Annotated in this window: 12 protein-coding genes and 1 riboswitch; of the genes, 2 read left to right on the forward strand and 10 right to left on the reverse strand. The window is 69.3% G+C overall.

The features are described 5' to 3' along the window. Positions 1-12: 12 nt before the first annotated feature. The 9 genes from cobU to btuB are packed head-to-tail and all read right to left on the reverse strand — an operon-like array spanning position 13 to position 8,978. A complete protein-coding gene (cobU, locus tag ASD78_RS18375; RefSeq protein WP_056104120.1) occupies positions 13-534 on the reverse strand; it encodes a bifunctional adenosylcobinamide kinase/adenosylcobinamide-phosphate guanylyltransferase in 522 nt (173 codons plus the stop codon). Beyond that, positions 522-2,012, reverse strand: a complete 1,491-nt coding sequence (locus ASD78_RS18380; protein ID WP_056104123.1) for a cobyric acid synthase — start codon at positions 2,010-2,012, stop codon at positions 522-524. Before ASD78_RS18380 ends, cobU begins: the two co-directional genes overlap by 13 nt. Then, positions 2,009-3,007, reverse strand: a complete 999-nt coding sequence (gene cobD, locus ASD78_RS18385) for a threonine-phosphate decarboxylase CobD (protein WP_056104128.1) — start codon at positions 3,005-3,007, stop codon at positions 2,009-2,011. Before cobD ends, ASD78_RS18380 begins: the two co-directional genes overlap by 4 nt. 44 nt (positions 3,008-3,051) lie before the next feature. Further along, positions 3,052-3,963 carry an adenosylcobinamide-phosphate synthase CbiB gene (gene cbiB / locus ASD78_RS18390; protein ID WP_056104287.1) on the reverse strand — a complete coding sequence of 304 codons (912 nt, stop codon included), beginning with the start codon at positions 3,961-3,963 and terminating at the stop codon, positions 3,052-3,054. 23 nt (positions 3,964-3,986) lie between these two features. Continuing rightward, complete coding sequence (locus ASD78_RS18395) at positions 3,987-5,300, reverse strand: cobyrinate a,c-diamide synthase (RefSeq protein ID WP_056104131.1); 1,314 nt, start codon at positions 5,298-5,300, stop codon at positions 3,987-3,989. A gap of 4 nt (positions 5,301-5,304) precedes the next feature. Then, positions 5,305-5,922 (reverse strand): cob(I)yrinic acid a,c-diamide adenosyltransferase, encoded by a 618-nt coding sequence (cobO, locus tag ASD78_RS18400; RefSeq protein ID WP_056104134.1) that lies wholly within the window; start codon positions 5,920-5,922, stop codon positions 5,305-5,307. Then, complete coding sequence (locus ASD78_RS18405; protein WP_056104137.1) at positions 5,919-6,524, reverse strand: hypothetical protein; 606 nt, start codon at positions 6,522-6,524, stop codon at positions 5,919-5,921. Before ASD78_RS18405 ends, cobO begins: the two co-directional genes overlap by 4 nt. Before the next feature lie 16 nt (positions 6,525-6,540). Beyond that, a complete protein-coding gene (locus tag ASD78_RS18410; protein WP_055900379.1) occupies positions 6,541-7,131 on the reverse strand; it encodes a hypothetical protein in 591 nt (196 codons plus the stop codon). A 29-nt stretch (positions 7,132-7,160) separates the two neighbouring features. Next, positions 7,161-8,978 carry a TonB-dependent vitamin B12 receptor gene (btuB, locus tag ASD78_RS18415; RefSeq protein WP_235566546.1) on the reverse strand — a complete coding sequence of 606 codons (1,818 nt, stop codon included), beginning with the start codon at positions 8,976-8,978 and terminating at the stop codon, positions 7,161-7,163. A gap of 151 nt (positions 8,979-9,129) precedes the next feature. Next, a riboswitch (cobalamin riboswitch) is annotated at positions 9,130-9,361 on the reverse strand. 303 nt (positions 9,362-9,664) lie between these two features. Between btuB and ASD78_RS18420 the strand changes: the two genes are divergently transcribed. Beyond that, entirely contained in the window at positions 9,665-12,049 is a 2,385-nt protein-coding gene (locus ASD78_RS18420) for a TonB-dependent receptor (protein WP_056104145.1), read from the forward strand. 203 nt (positions 12,050-12,252) lie between these two features. Next, positions 12,253-14,286: an amidohydrolase family protein gene (locus tag ASD78_RS18425; protein WP_162250185.1), complete on the forward strand. Its 2,034-nt coding sequence runs from the start codon at positions 12,253-12,255 to the stop codon at positions 14,284-14,286. A 288-nt stretch (positions 14,287-14,574) separates the two neighbouring features. Here ASD78_RS18425 and clpB read toward each other — a convergent pair whose 3' ends face one another. Continuing rightward, positions 14,575-17,160, reverse strand: coding sequence for an ATP-dependent chaperone ClpB (gene clpB, locus ASD78_RS18430; RefSeq protein WP_056104149.1), 2,586 nt, complete (start codon positions 17,158-17,160; stop codon positions 14,575-14,577). Positions 17,161-17,344: the final 184 nt, after the last annotated feature.

Here is a 17,344-nt window from a genome sequence, read left to right on the forward strand (position 1 = left end):
TCGCAAGCTCGTTCAAGGTAGATCTCCTTTGAGCGCCAGCGGCAGGCCCGCGGCGACGAACAGCACGCGCTCGCAGCGCGTGCCCAGGGTTTGATGCAGACGGCCGGCTTCGTCGACGAAGCGCCGGGTGAGCTCGCCCATCGGCACCACGCCCAGACCGACTTCGTTGCTGACCAGCACGATCTCGCCCGGCAGCGACGGCAGCGTTTGCAGCAGCGCCTCGCGTTCGATGTCGTAGCGCGCCGGATCGCGTTCATCGCCGAGCAGATTGCTCAGCCACAGGGTCAGGCAATCGACCAGCACGCAGCGGCCATCGCGCGCGTGCTCGCGCAGGGCGGTCGCCAGGGCCAGGGGTTCTTCGTGGGTGCGCCAATGCGCGGGGCGACGTTCGCGGTGATGGGCGACGCGCTCGGCCATCTCGCCGTCGCGCGCCTGCGCGGTGGCGATGTAGACCACGTCGGCGCTGCGTGCCGCCAGGCGTTCGGCCAGCGCGCTCTTGCCCGAGCGCGCGCCGCCGAGTATCAGGGTGCGCATGCGGCGGCTTCCGTATCGGTTTTCAGGCCCAGCAATGCAGTCAGGCGTTCGGTGTCCAGATGCGCTTCCACCGCATCGGCCAGGCGCTCGATGGCGGTTTCGCGCAAGGCCTGCATGTCGACGGTCGCGGCGTCGCGCAGCCCGGCCCAACGCAGCAAGGCGGCCAACGCGGCGGGTTCGTCGAACAGGCCGTGCAAGTAGCTCGCGAACACCTGCCCGTCTTCCGAGCAGGCGCCGTCAAGGCGGCCGTCGTCGAGACGCGAGGTCGCACGCGCCAGCGCCGGACCGCTGCTGAGACCGCAATGGATCTCGTAGCCGCGCACCGGCGCATCGTCGAGCACGAGCCTGCCGGCGACGTTGCGCAGCTGCTTGTGCGGCTCCAGGGTGGTGTCCAGCTCCAACCAGCCCAGGCCCAGGCTGCTGCCGGGCGCGCCTTCGATGCCCAGCGGATCGTGCACCGCGCGCCCGAGCATCTGCAGCCCGCCGCAGATGCCGATCAGCTTGCCGCCATAGCGCAGGTGGCGGGCGATGGCTTCCTCCCAGCCGTTCGCGCGCAACCAGGCCAGGTCGGCGCGCGTGGACTTGGAACCCGGCAGCACGATCAGGTCGCAGGCCGGCGGCGTCTCGCCGGGGCCGACATAGTGCAGTTCGACTTGCGGATGCGCGCGCAGCGGATCGAAATCGGTGTGGTTGCTGATCCGCGGCAGCGCCGGCACCGCGACCCGCAAGGCGGCCTGCGCCTTGTGCGTGCGCTCGCGCGGCAACGCGTCCTCGGCGTCCAGGTGCAGACCCTGCAGGTACGGCAGCACGCCCAGCACAGGCTTGCCGGTCTCGCGTTCCAGCCAGTCCAGGCCGGGCTGCAGCAAGGCGATGTCGCCGCGAAAGCGGTTGATCACGAAGCCGGCCACGCGTGCGCGCTCGCTGTCCGACAGCAGCGCCAGGGTGCCGACCAGGTGCGCGAAAACGCCGCCGCGATCGATATCGGCGATCAGCAGGACCGGGCAGTCCACGGCCTCGGCGTAGCCCATGTTGGCGACGTCGCCGGCGCGCAGGTTGATCTCGGCCGGGCTGCCCGCGCCTTCGACGATCACCGCCTCGAAGCCGGCGACCAGACGCGCGTGCGAGGCCAGCACCGCCTGCATCGCGGTGCGCTTGTAGTCGTGGTAGCCGCGCGCATCCATGTTGGCGACCGCGCGGCCGTGCAGGATCACCTGCGCGCCGGTGTCGCTGTTGGGCTTGAGCAGCACCGGGTTGAAATCGGTGTGCGGGGCCAGACCGGCGGCCTGGGCCTGCACGGCCTGGGCGCGGCCGATTTCGCCGCCATCGGCGGTGACCGCGGAGTTCAGCGCCATGTTCTGCGGCTTGAACGGCGCCACCCGCACGCCGCGCCGGTGCAACCAGCGGCACAGTGCGGTGACCAGAGCGCTCTTGCCGGCATCGGAGGTGCAGCCCTGCACCATCAGCACACGTCCGCTCATGCCGGGCTCCGTGCCGGTACGACTTCGGCCAAGGCCGCGCTCAGTCGCGCGTACGCCGCATCGTCGCCGGGCAGGCCGAAACGCAGGCTGTGCGGCGCGTCGAACAAACGGGTGAGGATGCCGCGCTGGGCCAGCGCGTCGTGCAGTTCGGCCGCGTCCTCGCAACGCCGCCACTGGAAAAAAGCGCAGCCGCCGCTGGGGGCGAGTCCGTGCGCGCCCAGCACGTCGGCCAGGCGTGCGCCCTGCGACCGTAGCCGGGCGCGCATGCGCGTCTGCCAGTCGCGGTCGGCCAGGGCCAGTTGCACGACGTGTCGGCTCGGGCCGCTCAGGGTCCACGGACCCAGGCGTTCGCGCAGCGCGCGCAGCAACGCCGGCGCGGCGCAGACGAAACCGACGCGCGCGCCGGCCAGACCGAAAAACTTGCCGACCGAACGCAGCACGATCAGGCCCTCGCGCTCGCTGTCGGCGCAGACGCTGGCCTCGGGAGTCGCGTCCATGAAGGCCTCGTCGATCAGCAGCCAGCCGCCGCGCGCGGCCAGCTGCGCGTGCAGATCCAGCAACGCCGCTCGCGAGTAGCGGTCGCCGCCGGGATTGTTGGGGTGGATCAGCACGATCACGTCGTAGCGCTCGGCCTGCTCGAACAAGGCTGCGCCCGAGCACAACTCGACCGCATGCCCGGCCTGACGCCAGGCGTGCGCATGTTCGGCATAACCGGGCGCGAGCACGCCGACCCGCGAACGCGCGCGCAGCCACGGCAGGGCCTGGATCGCGGCCTGCGAACCGGCGACCGCGAGCAGCTCCGCTGCGCCGTAGTACTCGCGCGCGGCCGCGGCAAGGCCATCGTCGTCCTCGGGCAGCCGATGCCAGGCGCGCGCCGGAATCGCCGGCACCGGCCAGGCCTCGGGATTGATCCCGGTCGACAGGTCCAACCAGTCCGCGGGCGCTATGCCGTAGCGCTGCGCCGCGCGCAACAGACGGCCGCCGTGTTCAAGCATGCTTGCGAACTCCTGCAGGCGGAAACCGCGACATGGCGTCGCGCTCAGAAAATGGAGACATGGCGCACCAGGATCGCAATGACAGTGAGCGCCGCCAGCCACAACCACACGCCGCAACGGACCAGAGCCTGCGCACGCGCGATCGCGTGGGCATCGGGCGCATCGCCCTCGCCCAGCAAGGGACGCTCCTCCCAGATGCCGTGATACGGCGCCGCACCGCCCAGGCGCACGCGCAGCGCCCCGGCACCGGCCGCCATCACCGGGCCGGCGTTGGGACTGTCCCAGGCCGGCGCTTGAAGACGCCAGCAGCGCAGCGCGCTCGCGGCATTGCCGAGCAGGGCGTAGGTCAACGCGGTCAATCGCGCCGGCAGATAGTTGAGCGCATCGTCGATGCGCGCGGCGGCCCAGCCATAGTGTTCGTAACGCGCGGTGCGGTAGCCCCACATCGCATCCAGCGTGTTCGCGAGCCGGTACAGCACCGCGCCGGCCGGACCGAGCACGGCGAACCAGAACAGCGCGCCGAACACCGCGTCGTTGCCGTTCTCCAGCACCGATTCGGTCGCCGCCGCGGCGATGCGTTCGGCGTCCAGGGCCTGGGTGTCGCGGCTGACGATGCGGCCGACCGCGGTGCGTGCAGCGTCGAGGTCGTGCCTGCGCAAGGCCTGCGCGACCGGCGTGGCGTGTTCGTCCAGGCTGCGCAGACCGACGCACAGGTAGAGCACGCCGGCCGCGTAGGCCGTCGCCAGCCAGGGCGAGTACCGCGCGGCAGCGAGCTGCAGGGCCACGGCGAGCGCGGTCAACGGCAGCACCGCAAGCGACCAAGCCAGCACGCCACGGGCGCGGCCGTCGCGGTACAGCGCCCGTTCGATCGCCTGGGCGATGCGGCCGAAGCCGACCAGCGGATGCGCGCGCCGCGGCTCGCCCAGCGCACGATCCATCAGCAGCGCGGCCCACATCGCAGCGACGGCGTGCACGGCGCTCACGGCAGCAACAGGCGCAGCGCCGCCGTCGGGTTCGACGGGAAATAGAAGTGGACGAAGCTCGCGCTCAGACGGCGATCGCGGTACACCGCTTCGCGGCTGGGGCCGCCGTTGGGATTGAACGAATGCGCGATCGGTTGCGCCGCGATCTCGGCGCGCGCGTAGTGGAAGGTATGGCCGCGCAGCTCGCCTTCGGGCAGCGCCACCGATTGCAGGCCCAGCGCGGCCAGGCGCGGCTGCAGTGCCGCGTCGCCGGCCAACAGGCCGGCCATCGGCCGACGGTCGCCGTCCTTGTCGGCGAGCGTGTCGAGCAGGTACAGCAGGCCGCCGCATTCGGCCAGCAGCGGCTTGCCGGCGTCGCGGTGCGCATGCAGGTCGCGGCGTAAACCGTCGCTGCCCGACAAGGCCGGCAGATGCAGTTCCGGATAGCCGCCAGGCAACCAGGCCGCATCGCAGTCGGGCAGGCGCTCGCCGGCCAGCGGCGAGAAGTACACGAGTTCGGCGCCGGCTTCGCTCAACAGCTCGAGGTTGGCCGGATACAGGAAGCAGAACGCGGCATCGCGCGCGATCGCGATGCGGCGGCCGCGCAGCAGCGGCGGCACCGATGCGCGCGCGGCCGGCGCGAACGCGACCGGCGGCGGCAGCGAGGCGTCGGCATGTGCGGCCCAGGCGTCGGCGAGCGCATCCAGGCGCGCATCGAGATCGCCCAGTTCGCCTGCGGACACGAGACCGAGATGACGTTCGGGCAAGGCCAATGCGGGATCGCGCGGCAAGGCGCCCAGCCATTGCAGCGGCGCCGGCAGGCTCTCGCGCAGCAATTGCGCGTGATAGGCGCTGCCGACCCGGTTGGCGGCGACGCCGTGCACCTGCAGCCCGTCGCGGTAGCGCGCCAACCCGAGGGCGAGCGCGCCGAAGGTCTGCGCCATCGCCGAGCCGTCGATGGTCGCCAGCACCGGCAGGCCCAGGGCGAGCGCGAGATCGGCGCTGGACGGCTGGCCGTCGAACAGGCCCATCACGCCCTCGACCAGGATCAGGTCGGCCTCGCCCGCGGCCTGGTACAGGCGCGCGCGCACGTCGTCTTCGCCGCACATCCACAGGTCGAGCTGGTAGGCCGGCGCGCCGCTGGCGCGTTCGTGCACCATGGGATCGAGGAAGTCCGGTCCGGTCTTGAACACGCGCACGCGCCGGCCCTGGCGCGTATGCCAGCGCGCGAGCGCGGCGGTGACGCTGGTCTTGCCCTGGCCGGATGCCGGCGCGGACACCAGCAGCGCCGGGCAGTGACGCAGATCGTCGCTGGAATGGCTGGCGCTCATGCGTTTACAGCTCGACGCCTTTCTGGGCCTTGATGCCGGCCTGGAACGCATGTTTGACCACGCGCATCTCGGTCACGGTGTCGGCGGCGTCGATCAGGCGGTCTGGCGCGCCGCGGCCGGTGATCACCACGTGCTGCAGCGGCGGACGCGCGGCGACCGCCGCCAGCACCGCGTCGAGTTCGACGTAGCGGTGCGCGAGGGCGATGTTGAGCTCGTCCAGCAGCACGAAGTCGTAGCGCTCGTCGGCCAGCATCGCCGCGGCCTTGGCCCAGGCCGCCTGCGCGGCGGCGATGTCGCGGGCCTTGTCCTGGGTTTCCCAGGTGAAACCCTCGCCCATCACGTGGTAGTCGAGTTGCTCGCCTTCGAAACGGCGGAAGAAAGCTTCCTCGCCGGTCGAGAAGCTGCCCTTGATGAATTGCACCACGCCGCAGCGGAAGCCATGGCCCAGCGAGCGCGCGAGCATGCCGAAGCCGGACGAGCTTTTGCCCTTGCCGTTGCCGGTGTTGACCACCAGCACGCCGCGCTCGATGGTGGCGCGGGCGATCTTGCGGTCGACCAGCTCTTTCTTGCGCTGCATGCGCTCGCGATGGCGGTCTTCCTGGCTGAGAGTCGGATCGTTCATGCGCGGGCTCCGTGTTGGGTGGCGCGGACCGCGCCCAGTGCGCGCAGGCCCGCCCACAGAGCGAACGCGGCGCCGATGTAGCCGGCCAGAGTGCCGAGACTACGTGGATAGTACCGAGCGATGCGGCCGGCGAATCCGGCCAGGGTCGGTTCCGGATAGCGGCCGGAGAAGAAATAGAAGCCGCCGCCTGAGCACGCATAAGCCACGAACGCGGCCAGCGCCAGCACCAGCGCCAGGCGCGGCAGCGTCGACCAGCGATCGAGATGGATGCGGGCGTAGAAATTGCCGGCCAACCACAGCGTCGCGTACGCCGGTGCCAAGGCCCAGTACGCGGGCGACAGGCACCAGTCGCCGATCGTGCCCGAGGCCAGGCTGACGATGTCCAGCAGCGATGCCAGTACGAACAGCAGCGGCAGCATCCACATCGGCCGCAGCATCGCGCCGGCGATGAAGAAGACCGCCCAGGATGCGCTGGGCAACCGGTCGATGCTGGCGAAATGCTGGCCGCGGGTGGCGATCATCAGCGCCGCGAGCGCGACGCCGACGACGATCTGGGCGCGCGGCGAAACCAGCGGCAGGGAATGGGTGGTGCTGGCGGTCATCGGCAGGCTCCCTCGATCAGACTTCGGCGACGCGCGGCGAGGTGCGCGCGCCGGCGGCGCGCGCGATCAATGCGTAGGCGACCAGGCCTACGGCGATGTAGCTCAGGGTGGTGCGCACGAACAGCGGACCCCATTGCCACAACCGCGACAGGTACTGGCCCACATTGGGGTCTTCGTAGCGACCGCCGAGCCAGTAGAAGGCGCCGTTGGAGATCAGAAACGACAGCGAGGCCGCGGCCAGGCCGACGCCGAACGCGCCCGACAGCGCGCGCGGCGTGGCCCGCAGTCGTTCGGCGTACCAGCGGCCGCCGTACCACAGCGCCGCGTACGCCAGCAGCAGGCAGGCGTAGGCCGGGGTCACGCAGTAGTGCTCGAAGAAGCTCTTGCCCTGGGCCTGGATCGCGATCCAGTCGATCGCCACGGCCAGGACCAGGAAGGCGGCGAAGCCCAGGTGCCGGCGCAACCACAGGCCGCCGAGGAAGAACACCGCCATCGATGCATCGGGCAGATGCAAGGCGTCGCCGAAATGATGGAAGCGGGTCGCGACCATCGATGCGGCGAGCGCGGTGAACAGACTGTAGTAGACGGGTCGGGCAGGAACGTTCATCGGCGGCCTCGGTGGCGTGGAGGTGGCGATCAGTTCGCCGGGCGGTAGCGCAGGGTCAGCAGGTAGTTGCGGCCCGGCTGGTTGTAGTAGGACGCGGTTTCGTAGCGCTGGTTGAACGCATTGTTGGCCGCCAACTGCAGGCTCCAGGACTCGTCGAAGCGGAAGCCCATGCGCAGGTCGGTGGTGGCGTAGCTGTCCAGGCGGCGGGTATTGGCCAGGTCGTCGTAACGGCTGCCGGCGACATAGACGCTGCCGCCGAAACTGAAGCGGCCGTAGCGGCGGTCGGCATCGAAACGGGCGCTTTCGCGCGCCCGCCGCGGCAGGATCTTGTCGCGACTGCTGCTCCGGCTGTCGTTGCGCGGATCCAGCCAGGTCGCGCTGGCGCGCAGGTCCCAACCGGCGAGCGTGGTGTCGACGCTAGCCTCGACGCCGCGGATGCGGGCGCGATCGATATTGCCCGGCAAGCCGATCGAAGCGTCGAACGCGATCAGGTCGTCGACCCGGGTCTGGTAGCCGTTGAGCGACCAGCCGCCCCAGGCATGCTCGCCGCGCAGGCCGAGCTCGAAGCTGCGCGATTCCTCGGGCTTGAGATCGGCGTTGCCGAAGCCGGGGAAGTACAGCTCGTTGAAGGTCGGCGCCTTGAACGCGGTGCCGTAGCTCGCGGTCAGGCGCAGCTGTTCGCTGAAGTTCCAGCCCCACAGCGCGCTGCCGATGGTCTGGCCGCCGAACTGGCTGTCGTCGTCGCGGCGCAGGCTGGCCTGCAGCGAATGCACGCCGAAGCCGTACTGGTACTGGCCGAACAGGCCGCGGTTGATGCGGCGGTCGTGGGCGTAGACGGTGCTGCTTTCGACTTCGTCCTGCTGCCAGTCGTAGCCCAGGCTGAGCAGGCCGCCGCCGAGGCCGAAGTCGCCCTGCAGCGAGCCGAGCTTGCGGCGGGTGTTGAAGGTGCTGGAGTAGACGCCGTTCCTGTAGTTGTCGCTGAGGTCGGCGCTGCGGCCCAGGCTCAGGCCCAGCGTCGCGCGCTCGGACGGCGCGTAGCGCAGGCGCGCGCCGGCGACCTGCTGCACGGTGTCGGATTGATTGTTGCTGCTGCCGTCGTACTCGTTGCGGCCCTCGGCGCGGAACAGACGCGCTTCGGCGTCCCAGGCCTCGCTGAAGCGGTAACCGCCTTGGGCGGTCAGCGACAGGTTGCGGTAGCCGTCGCGATCGGGCGAGTTGGTGAAGCAGCCGGCGCCGCCCGGCGAGGGCTTGCCGCGGCAGGCGTTGATGCCGTCGGTGTCTTCGCTGGCGGCGTTGATCGAATACCAGCCGTTCTCGCCCTTGCCGCCCACGCCCAGGCTGCCGCGGCGCGTCCGCCAGCTGCCGATCGAGGCGCTGGCGTGCGGCGCGAACGCGCCCTGCGGACGTCGGGTGAAGATCTGGATCACGCCGCCCAGCGCTTCGGAGCCGTACAGGCTGGAGAACGGGCCGCGCACGATCTCGATGCGTTCGATCTGCTCGACCGGAATGTCCTGCAGCGAGGCGCCGCCGCTGGTCGCCGAGCCGATCTTGATGCCGTCGATCAGGACCAGCACGTGGTCGGATTCGGTGCCGCGCAGGAACAGCGAGGTCGACTTGCCGGGACCGCCGTTGTTGGCTATCGACAGGCCGGGCGTGCCGCGCAGCAGGTCCGGCAGGTCGGCCGGTTGCAGGCGTTCGATGTCCTCGCGGTCGATCACGGTGACCGAGGCCAGGGTCGCGTCCTGGGTCTGCGCGGTGCGGGTGGCGGTGACGACGACCTGGTCGAGGTCGGTGGCGGCATCGGCGGCCACGGCCGGGGCGACGGCGGATAGCAGCGCCGTCGCCAGCGCAGTGCGGCGAAGGACGGAATGACGGAAATTCAAAGCATGCTCCTGGTCCGCGCCTACCCGCGCGGAATCGATGGATCGGAGACACGCAGGAGGGAACGACGAGGCGACGAAGCGCGGACGCAAGGCGGCCCCATGACAGCGCCCACCGCGTGTCGGGTCAGCCTCAGGCCGGTCTCCGGGCTCGCAAGCGAGGGCCTCCAGCCCTCCGATCCGCGCCTTCCCATGCATGCGCACAGTGGCTTCGTTGCGGATCGTTCGTCTTGCTTACCGTTGCGGGGGCAGCTCCGGAATAGCCGTCGCTTCGTTGGAAGGACTGGCGCACCGGATTCCCGTTTCAATCGCCGGCGGGGCCGGCAATCACCTCAAGCCCGCGCATGTTAACAGCCCGGCCGCGGCCGGCCGGCATGACGAAACGGCATGAGCGGGGGGCGACCGCGGAGTTCCAGGCTGCAGGCACCGCTGCGCCCCACTCGTTTGCGGGCCGATCCGGATCCGAACCAGCGCCCGATCCGGACGCCGACGCGGCCCCGACCTTCGATTTGGCAACCGCCGTCACAAACCGCCCGAACCCTATACCAATTGGCTATCGCTTCATGCGGATATCGGTTTGACCGGGTTGTTAGAACCGTGTTAAACCAAAATGACATCGCTACCAATCCCTCCGCCGCAAGGAGCCGCGCACCATGTCCGTTGCTTTCCGCGCCGTCCGTCGTCCGCTCGCACTCGCCCTGCTCGCCGCCCTCGCCGCTCCTGGCTACGCCCAGCAAGCACCCGCTCCGGGCGAACCCGCCTCCGAGGCCCACACCCTGGACCAGGTGATCGTCACCGGCACCCGGGTCAGCGATCGCACCGTCGCCGAGTCCAGCGCGCCGATCGACATCATCACCCCCGAGGCGCTGGAGGCCACCGGCACGGTCGAACTCGCGACCGCGCTGGCGCGCGCCCTGCCCTCGCTGAATTTCCCGCGCCCGGCGATCACCGACGGCACCGACGCCGTGCGCCCCGCGCAGCTGCGCGGCCTGGCGCCGGACCAGGTGCTGGTGCTGGTCAACGGCAAGCGCCGCCACACCACCGCGCTGATCAACCTCAACGGCAGCCAGGGCCGCGGCTCCTCGCCTGTCGACCTCAACGCGATCCCGATCGCCTCGATCGAGCGCGTGGAAGTGCTGCGCGACGGCGCCTCGGCGCAGTACGGTTCCGACGCGATCGCCGGCGTGGTCAACGTGGTGCTCAAGGGCAGCGACCACGGCGGCAGCATCGCCGCGCGCTACGGCCAGTACAGCGCCGGCGACGGCGAGCAGTACCAGCTGTCCGGCGACGCCGGCTTCAAGCTCGGCGAGAACGGCAAGCTGCACCTGGCCGCGCAGGGCGGCCATCAGGACCAGACCAACCGCGCGCGCCCGTTCCAGGGCGTGGTCGAACAGCGCTACGGCGATCCCGACATCGACAGCGGCGCGGTCTCGTACAACGGCGAGTACAGCCCCACCGACTATCTGACCTTCTATTCCTTCGGCAGTTACAGCAAGCGCGACGTGCTCTCCAACGGCTATTTCCGCTTCGCCGGCGACCCGCGCAACATCCCCTCGATCTACCCCAACGGCTTCCTGCCGCAGATCCACAACGTCAGCAAGGACCGCGCCGCGGTGGTCGGCCTGCGCGGCGAAACCGCCGGCGGCACCCAGATCGACTTCAGCTACAACTACGGCCACAACGAGCTCAGCTTCGACATCGAGCACACCCTCAACCGCAGCCTCGGCCCGACTTCGCCGACGGAGTTCTACGCCGGCGCGCTCGAAGTCACCCAGCACGTGCTGAACCTGGACTTCGCCCGCCCGGTGGACTTCGGCTGGCAGTACCCTGTGACCTTCGCCTGGGGCGCGGAGTGGCGCGGCGAGGAATTCTCCCAGCTCGCCGGCGAGCCGCTGTCCTACGCCAACGGCGGCGTGCCGGCCTCGAACGGCCAGATCATCCCGGGCGCGCAGGTGTTCTCCGGCTTCCGCGCCAGCGACGCCGGCGATTTCGACCGCCACAGCTATTCGCTGTACGCCGACGTCGAGGCCGACCTGACCGACAAGTTCTCCGCCGGCATCGCCGCGCGCTTCGAGAGCTACAGCGACTTCGGCGACACCACCTCGGGCAAGCTGTCGGCGCGCTACGCCTTCACCGACAAGGTCGCCCTGCGCGCCACCGCCTCGACCGGCTTCCGCGCGCCGTCCCTGCAGCAGCAGTTCTTCCAGTCGATCGCGACCAACTTCATCAGCGGCGTCCCGTACGAGATCGGCACCTTCCGCGTCGACAACCCCGCCGCGGTCGCGCTGGGTTCGGAGTCGCTGAAGGCCGAAGAGTCCACCAACTACAGCCTGGGCCTGGTGCTGCAGCCCAGCGACGGCCTGTACATCACCATCGATGCGTACCACATCAAGGTCGACGACCGCATCCTGCTGTCGGAAAACCTGACCAGCACCGCGGTGCGCAACTACCTGCAGGCCAATGGCTATCCGGGCATCGGCGGCGGCCGCTACTTCACCAACGCGGTCGACACCAAGACCCAGGGCGTGGACATCGTCGCGACCCAGGCCTTGGATCTGGCATCGGGCAAGTTCAACCTGACCCTGGGCTACAACTACTCCAAGACCGAGATCGAGAAGATCGCGCCCAACCCGGCGCGCCTGGCCGCGATCGATCCGGCCGCGGTACGCATCGGCCGCACCGAGATCGGCCGCATCACCAAGGGCGCGCCCAAGGACAAGTTCTTCCTGGCCGGCGATTGGGACACCGGCAACTGGAGCTTCAACGCCACCGCCACCCGCTACGGCGAATTCACCGAACTGCACGCCACCAATCCGTTGCTGGACCAGACCTTCGGCGCGAAGTGGACGCTGGACCTGGCCGCGACCTACCACCTGGACAGCTGGGACTTCACCGTCGGCGGCGACAACGTGCTCGACGAGTACCCCGACGAGTCCAAGCTGGTGTTGGGCACGCGCAACTACCTGCCCTACAACACCGCCTCGCCGTTCGGCTTCAACGGCGCCTTCGCCTACCTGAAGGTCGGCTACAAGTGGTGATCTGAGCCGCGGATCGCGGCCGCATGCGCTCGCCGACGGCCCGGACTTCCGGGCCGTCGCTTTTGGCGCACCGCCGACGCGACGCATCGCCGCCGGCCCCGGGCTTCGATCTCCGTCGCGCGCGGCACATGCGTCGCGGTGTGGATTCGTTATAAGGAAGACCGACGCCGCGCCCCGCGGCGGCCATGCCCAAGGAGGGCGCCATGCGCTTCGCCGGTCCGTTGCTGTTGTCGCTGGTACTGTCCACCGCCATCGGCGATGCCCTCGCCGCACGCCGCGAACAAGTGGTGCTGATGCAGGGCAACGTCGCCGGCAAGCAGATCGTCGAGACCGCCACCGACGGCTCGATCCAGGTGGAATACCACTTCAGCGACCGCGGTCGCGGCGACCGCAGCAAGACCCGCTGGCGCCTCAATCCCGACGGCACCCTGGCCGACTACTCGGGCAGCGGCAACGACTACCTGCTCAACCCCTTCGAAGAGCGCTACCAGGTCAGCGGCGGCCGCGCGAGCTGGAAGAACCCCAGCGAACAAGGCGAAAAGACCCTGGCCGCGCCCGCGTTCTTCCTGCCGCTGCAGGCCCCGCCGGAAGTCAGCGGCGCCCTCGCTCGCGCGCTGCTGCAGGCGCCCGATCGCAAGCTCGCGATCCTGCCCGCGGGCGAGGCGCGCCTCGAAACCCTGGGCGAGCACGAGGTGATCGGCAAGAACGGCCCGGTCAAACTGAGCCTGCAGCGCATCGTCGGCCTGGATTTCACCCCAGGCTCGCTGTGGCTGCGCAGCGACGGCTCGACCGCCGCCGCGATCTACGCGTCGGGCTGGTTCGTGGTCATCGACACCGAGTTGCAGGACGCGCTGCCCAAATTGCTGGAACTGCAGGAGCGCGCCGATGCGAGCTGGGGCGCCGAGTTCGCGCAGCGGCTCACCCATGCGCCCAAGGGACCGCTGCTGATCCGCAATGCCCGCCTGTACGATCCGCGCGACCTGAGAGCGACGGCGGGCACCAGCGTGCTGATCGAGGGCGAGCGCATCGTACGCGTCGCCCCCGACGCCCAGCTCAAGGCGCCGGCCGGCGCCGAGGTGATCGACGCGAACGGCCGCTTCCTGATGCCGGGCCTGTGGGACGTGCACAAGCATTACGCGTCGATCCAGGACGGCGCGCTCGACATCGCCGCCGGCGTCACCAGCGCGCGCGACGTCGCCAACAACTTCGACACCTTCCCCGAACGCGTGAAGCGCTTCGAGGCCGGCACCGAGATCGGCCCGCGCGTGATAATGGCCGGCTTCATCGACGGCCCCGGTCCCTATGCCGGCCCGACCAAGATGCTGGTCGACACGCCGGAGGAAGCGCTCAAGGCCGTGGACTTCTACGCCGACCGCGGCTACATGCAGATCAAGACCTATTCGTCGCTGAAGCCGGAACTGTTCCCGATCATCGCCGACCGCGCCCACGCGCGCGGCCTGCGCGTGAGCGGGCACGTGCCGGCCTTCATGTCGGCGCGCCAGTTCATCGAGGCCGGCGCCGACGAACTGCAGCACTTCCTGTTCGTCGAACTCAACTTCATGTACCCGCGCGTGCAGGACACCCGCACCAAGGCGCGCCTGACCGAGGTCGGCGAGCACGCCCACGAGTTCCCGCCGGAGAAGGCCGAGGTGCGCGAGTTCGTCGACTTCCTCAAGCGCCACCACACCGTGCTCGACCCGACCATGGCCCTGGCCGAGGATCTGTACGCCGGCGATCCCGACAGCAAGACCCCGCCGGGCTTGCGCGGCGTCGCCGAACGTTTCCCGCCGCAGGCCCAGCGCGGCCTGAGCTGGGGCGCGCTGAAGCCGCCGCACGGCAAGGAAGAGGCCTACAGGCAGGCGTTTCCGACCATGCTGCGCCTGCTCAAGACCGTGCACGACGCCGGCGTGACCATCCTGCCCGGCACCGACGCGCTGGCCGGTTACATGCTGCACGCGGAACTGGAGGTTTATTCGCGCGCCGGCATCGCCAATGCCGAAGTGCTGCGCCTGGCGACACTGACCCCGGCACAGGTGCTGGGCGTGGACAAGGACCGCGGCGTGATCGCGCCGGGCAAGCTCGCCGACCTGGTGCTGATCGACGGCGATCCGCTGCGCGACATGAGCGACATCCGCAAGGTCGACCTGGTGTTCAAGGGCGGCAAGCGCTACGACCCGGCCGAGATCGAGCAGGCGCTGGGCATCGTGCCGCGCAAAGCAGCGGTGGCTGCGAACTGAGACAGCGGCCGCGGGGCGGTACGTCGCGATCGGAGTTCAATCGCGGCTCACGCCGCTCCCACAGTACCGGCGACGCGCCCCTCGCATTCGGACGCCGTTTTCTGTGGGAGCGGCGTAAGCCGCGATTTCCCCAACACTCATGTATTTTCCGCAAACGAAACGGCCCGCATCGCGCGGGCCGTTTCGTAATCCAAGTGTGCAGCGTCGCCCGCATCGCATCCGGACGCCGCCGCCTTCTGTGGGAGCGGCGTGAGCCGCGATCGCCTCAACGCGCACCCAGTTTCCAAATCAGGCTTTGCGGAACACCAGGTGCCCTGCCTCGGCTTCGACCTGGATGGTGTCGCCGCTGACGAACTCGCCGCCCAGGATCTTCTGCGCGAGCGGGTTCTCCAGTTGTTGCTGGACCGCACGCTTGAGCGGACGCGCGCCGTAGACCGGGTCGAAACCGACGTTGCCGATCAGGGCCAAGGCCGCATCCGACAGCGACAGCTTGAGGCCGCGCTCGCCCAGGCGCTTCTCCAGGCCGTGCATCTGGATCTTGGCAATCTCGCGGATCTGGACCTTGTCGAGCGGATGGAACACGACGATGTCGTCGAGACGGTTGATGAACTCCGGCCGGAAGTGCGCCTGGACCACGCCCATCACCGCGGCCTTCATCTGGGTGTAGCTCTCGGCGCTGTCGTCCGAGGCCAGCTCCTGGATCATCTGCGAGCCCAGGTTGCTGGTCATCACGATCACGGTGTTGCGGAAATCCACGGTGCGGCCCTGGCCGTCGGTGAGGCGGCCGTCATCGAGCACCTGCAGCAGGATGTTGAACACGTCCGGGTGCGCCTTCTCGACCTCATCGAGCAGGATCACGCTGTAGGGACGGCGGCGCACGGCCTCGGTCAGGTAACCGCCTTCTTCGTAGCCGACGTAGCCCGGAGGCGCGCCGACCAGGCGGCTGACCGCGTGCTTCTCCATGAACTCGCTCATGTCGATGCGGACCATGGCATCGCTGGAATCGAACAGGAACTCGGCCAGGGCCTTGCACAGCTCGGTCTTGCCGACGCCGGTCGGGCCCAGGAACAGGAACGAACCACTGGGGCGGTCGGGATCGGACAGGCCCGCGCGCGAACGGCGCACGGCATCGGAGACCACGCGGATCGCCTCGTCCTGACCGACCACGCGCTGGTGCAGCGCCTGCTCCATCTTGAGCAGCTTCTCGCGCTCGCCTTCGAGCATCTTCGACACCGGGATGCCGGTCCAGCGCGCGACCACCTCGGCGATCTCCTCGGCGGTGACCTTGTCCTGCAGCAGCCTGAAGCCCTGGGTTTCGGCTTCCTGCGCGGCCTTGAGCTGCTTCTCCAGCTCCGGCAACGCGCCGTACTGGATCTCGCTCATGCGCGCGTAGTCCTGGGTGCGCTGCGCGGCTTCCAGTTCGAGCTTGGCCTGCTCGATCTGCTCCTTGATCTTGGTCGCGCCCTGCAAAGTCGCCTTCTCGGCCTTCCAGATTTCTTCCAGATCGTTGAAGTCGCGCTCCAGGGTCGCGATCTCGGCTTCCAGATCGGCCAGGCGCTGCTTGGACTCGGCGTCCTTCTCCTTCTTCAGCGCCTCGCGCTGGATCTTGAGCTGGATCAGGCGGCGTTCCTTGCGGTCGAGCTCTTCAGGCTTGGAGTCGATCTCCATGCGGATGCGCGAAGCGGCCTCGTCCATCAGGTCGATGGCCTTGTCGGGCAGCTGGCGGTCGGCGATGTAGCGGTGCGACAGGGTCGCGGCGGCGACGATCGCCGGGTCGGTGATCTCGACGCCGTGGTGGACCGCGTAGCGCTCCTTGAGGCCGCGCAGGATCGCGATGGTGTCTTCGACCGAAGGCTCGCCCACGAACACCTTCTGGAAGCGGCGTTCCAATGCGGCGTCCTTCTCGACGTACTTGCGGTACTCGTCCAGCGTGGTCGCGCCGATGCAGTGCAGCTCGCCGCGGGCGAGCGCCGGCTTGAGCATGTTGCCCGCGTCCATAGAACCCTCGGCCTTGCCGGCGCCGACCATGGTGTGCAGTTCGTCGATGAACAGGATCACCTGGCCTTCGTTCTTGGACAGGTCGCTGAGCACGGCCTTCAGGCGCTCCTCGAACTCGCCGCGGAATTTCGCGCCGGCGATCAGGGCCCCCATGTCCAGCGACAGCACGCGCTTGCCGCGCAGGCCTTCGGGCACTTCGTTGTTGATGATGCGCTGGGCCAGGCCTTCGACGATCGCGGTCTTGCCGACGCCGGGTTCGCCGATCAGCACCGGGTTGTTCTTGGTCCGGCGCTGCAGCACCTGAATGGTGCGGCGGATTTCCTCGTCGCGGCCGACCACCGGATCGAGCTTGCCCGATTCGGCGCGCGCGGTGAGGTCGATGCAGTACTTCTCCAGCGCCTGGCGCTGTTCTTCCGCGTTCTCGGATTGCACGCTCTCGCCTCCGCGCAGTTTGTCGATCGCCGGTTCCAGCTTGGCCTTGCTCGCGCCCGCGGCCTTGAGCGCGCGGCCCACGTCGCCGCCGTCTTCGAGCGCGGCCAGCAGGAACAGTTCGCTGGCGATGAAGGCGTCGCCGCGCTGCTGGGCCAGCTTGTCGGTGACATTGAGCAGGCGCGCCAGATCGTTGCCGAGCGAGACGTTGCCGGCCTGGCCGCTGACCTTGGGCAGTTTTTCCAGGGTTTCGCCGAGGCGCTCGCGCAACAGCGGCACGTTGACGCCGGCCTGCGCCAGCAAGGGCCGAGTGCTGCCGCCGCTCTGATCCAGCAACGCGCTGAGCAGGTGCGCGGGTTCGATCACGCTGTGGTCGCGACCGACCGCCAGCGATTGCGCGTCCGCCAGCGCCTGCTGGAAACGCGAGGTGAGCTTGTCCATCCGCATGGAAGGTTCTCCGAAAGGTGTGGCGGCCCGGCGCGAGTGTCGCGCGTAAGCCGCGAATGTCCTGTTAATGCGGGCTTTGGCGGATGATTCAAGACTGGCCGAGACGCAGGGACCGGCCGGTCTTCAGCCTGCGGAAGGCCGGCCTGCGCGGGTAGCGGTCGCCGCAATCCGCGAGCGCGAACCG

Origin of the sequence: Lysobacter sp. Root667 (assembly GCF_001427715.1) — a bacterium.
In the GTDB taxonomy this organism is placed as follows: domain Bacteria; phylum Pseudomonadota; class Gammaproteobacteria; order Xanthomonadales; family Xanthomonadaceae; genus Lysobacter.

Excerpts from the sequence above, each read along its gene's own strand:
- cbiB (WP_056104287.1), bottom strand. The coding sequence starts at position 3,963 with ATGTGGGCCGCGCTGCTGATGGATCGTGCGCTGGGCGAGCCGCGGCGC.
- cobO (WP_056104134.1), bottom strand. The coding sequence starts at position 5,922 with ATGAACGATCCGACTCTCAGCCAGGAAGACCGCCATCGCGAGCGCATG.
- ASD78_RS18405 (WP_056104137.1), bottom strand. The coding sequence starts at position 6,524 with ATGACCGCCAGCACCACCCATTCCCTGCCGCTGGTTTCGCCGCGCGCC.
- ASD78_RS18425 (WP_162250185.1), top strand. The coding sequence starts at position 12,253 with ATGCGCTTCGCCGGTCCGTTGCTGTTGTCGCTGGTACTGTCCACCGCC.
- clpB (WP_056104149.1), bottom strand. The coding sequence starts at position 17,160 with ATGCGGATGGACAAGCTCACCTCGCGTTTCCAGCAGGCGCTGGCGGAC.
- ASD78_RS18420 (WP_056104145.1), top strand. The coding sequence starts at position 9,665 with ATGTCCGTTGCTTTCCGCGCCGTCCGTCGTCCGCTCGCACTCGCCCTG.
- cobU (WP_056104120.1), bottom strand. The coding sequence starts at position 534 with ATGCGCACCCTGATACTCGGCGGCGCGCGCTCGGGCAAGAGCGCGCTG.
- ASD78_RS18410 (WP_055900379.1), bottom strand. The coding sequence starts at position 7,131 with ATGAACGTTCCTGCCCGACCCGTCTACTACAGTCTGTTCACCGCGCTC.
- ASD78_RS18395 (WP_056104131.1), bottom strand. The coding sequence starts at position 5,300 with ATGAGCGCCAGCCATTCCAGCGACGATCTGCGTCACTGCCCGGCGCTG.
- ASD78_RS18380 (WP_056104123.1), bottom strand. The coding sequence starts at position 2,012 with ATGAGCGGACGTGTGCTGATGGTGCAGGGCTGCACCTCCGATGCCGGC.
- cobD (WP_056104128.1), bottom strand. The coding sequence starts at position 3,007 with ATGCTTGAACACGGCGGCCGTCTGTTGCGCGCGGCGCAGCGCTACGGC.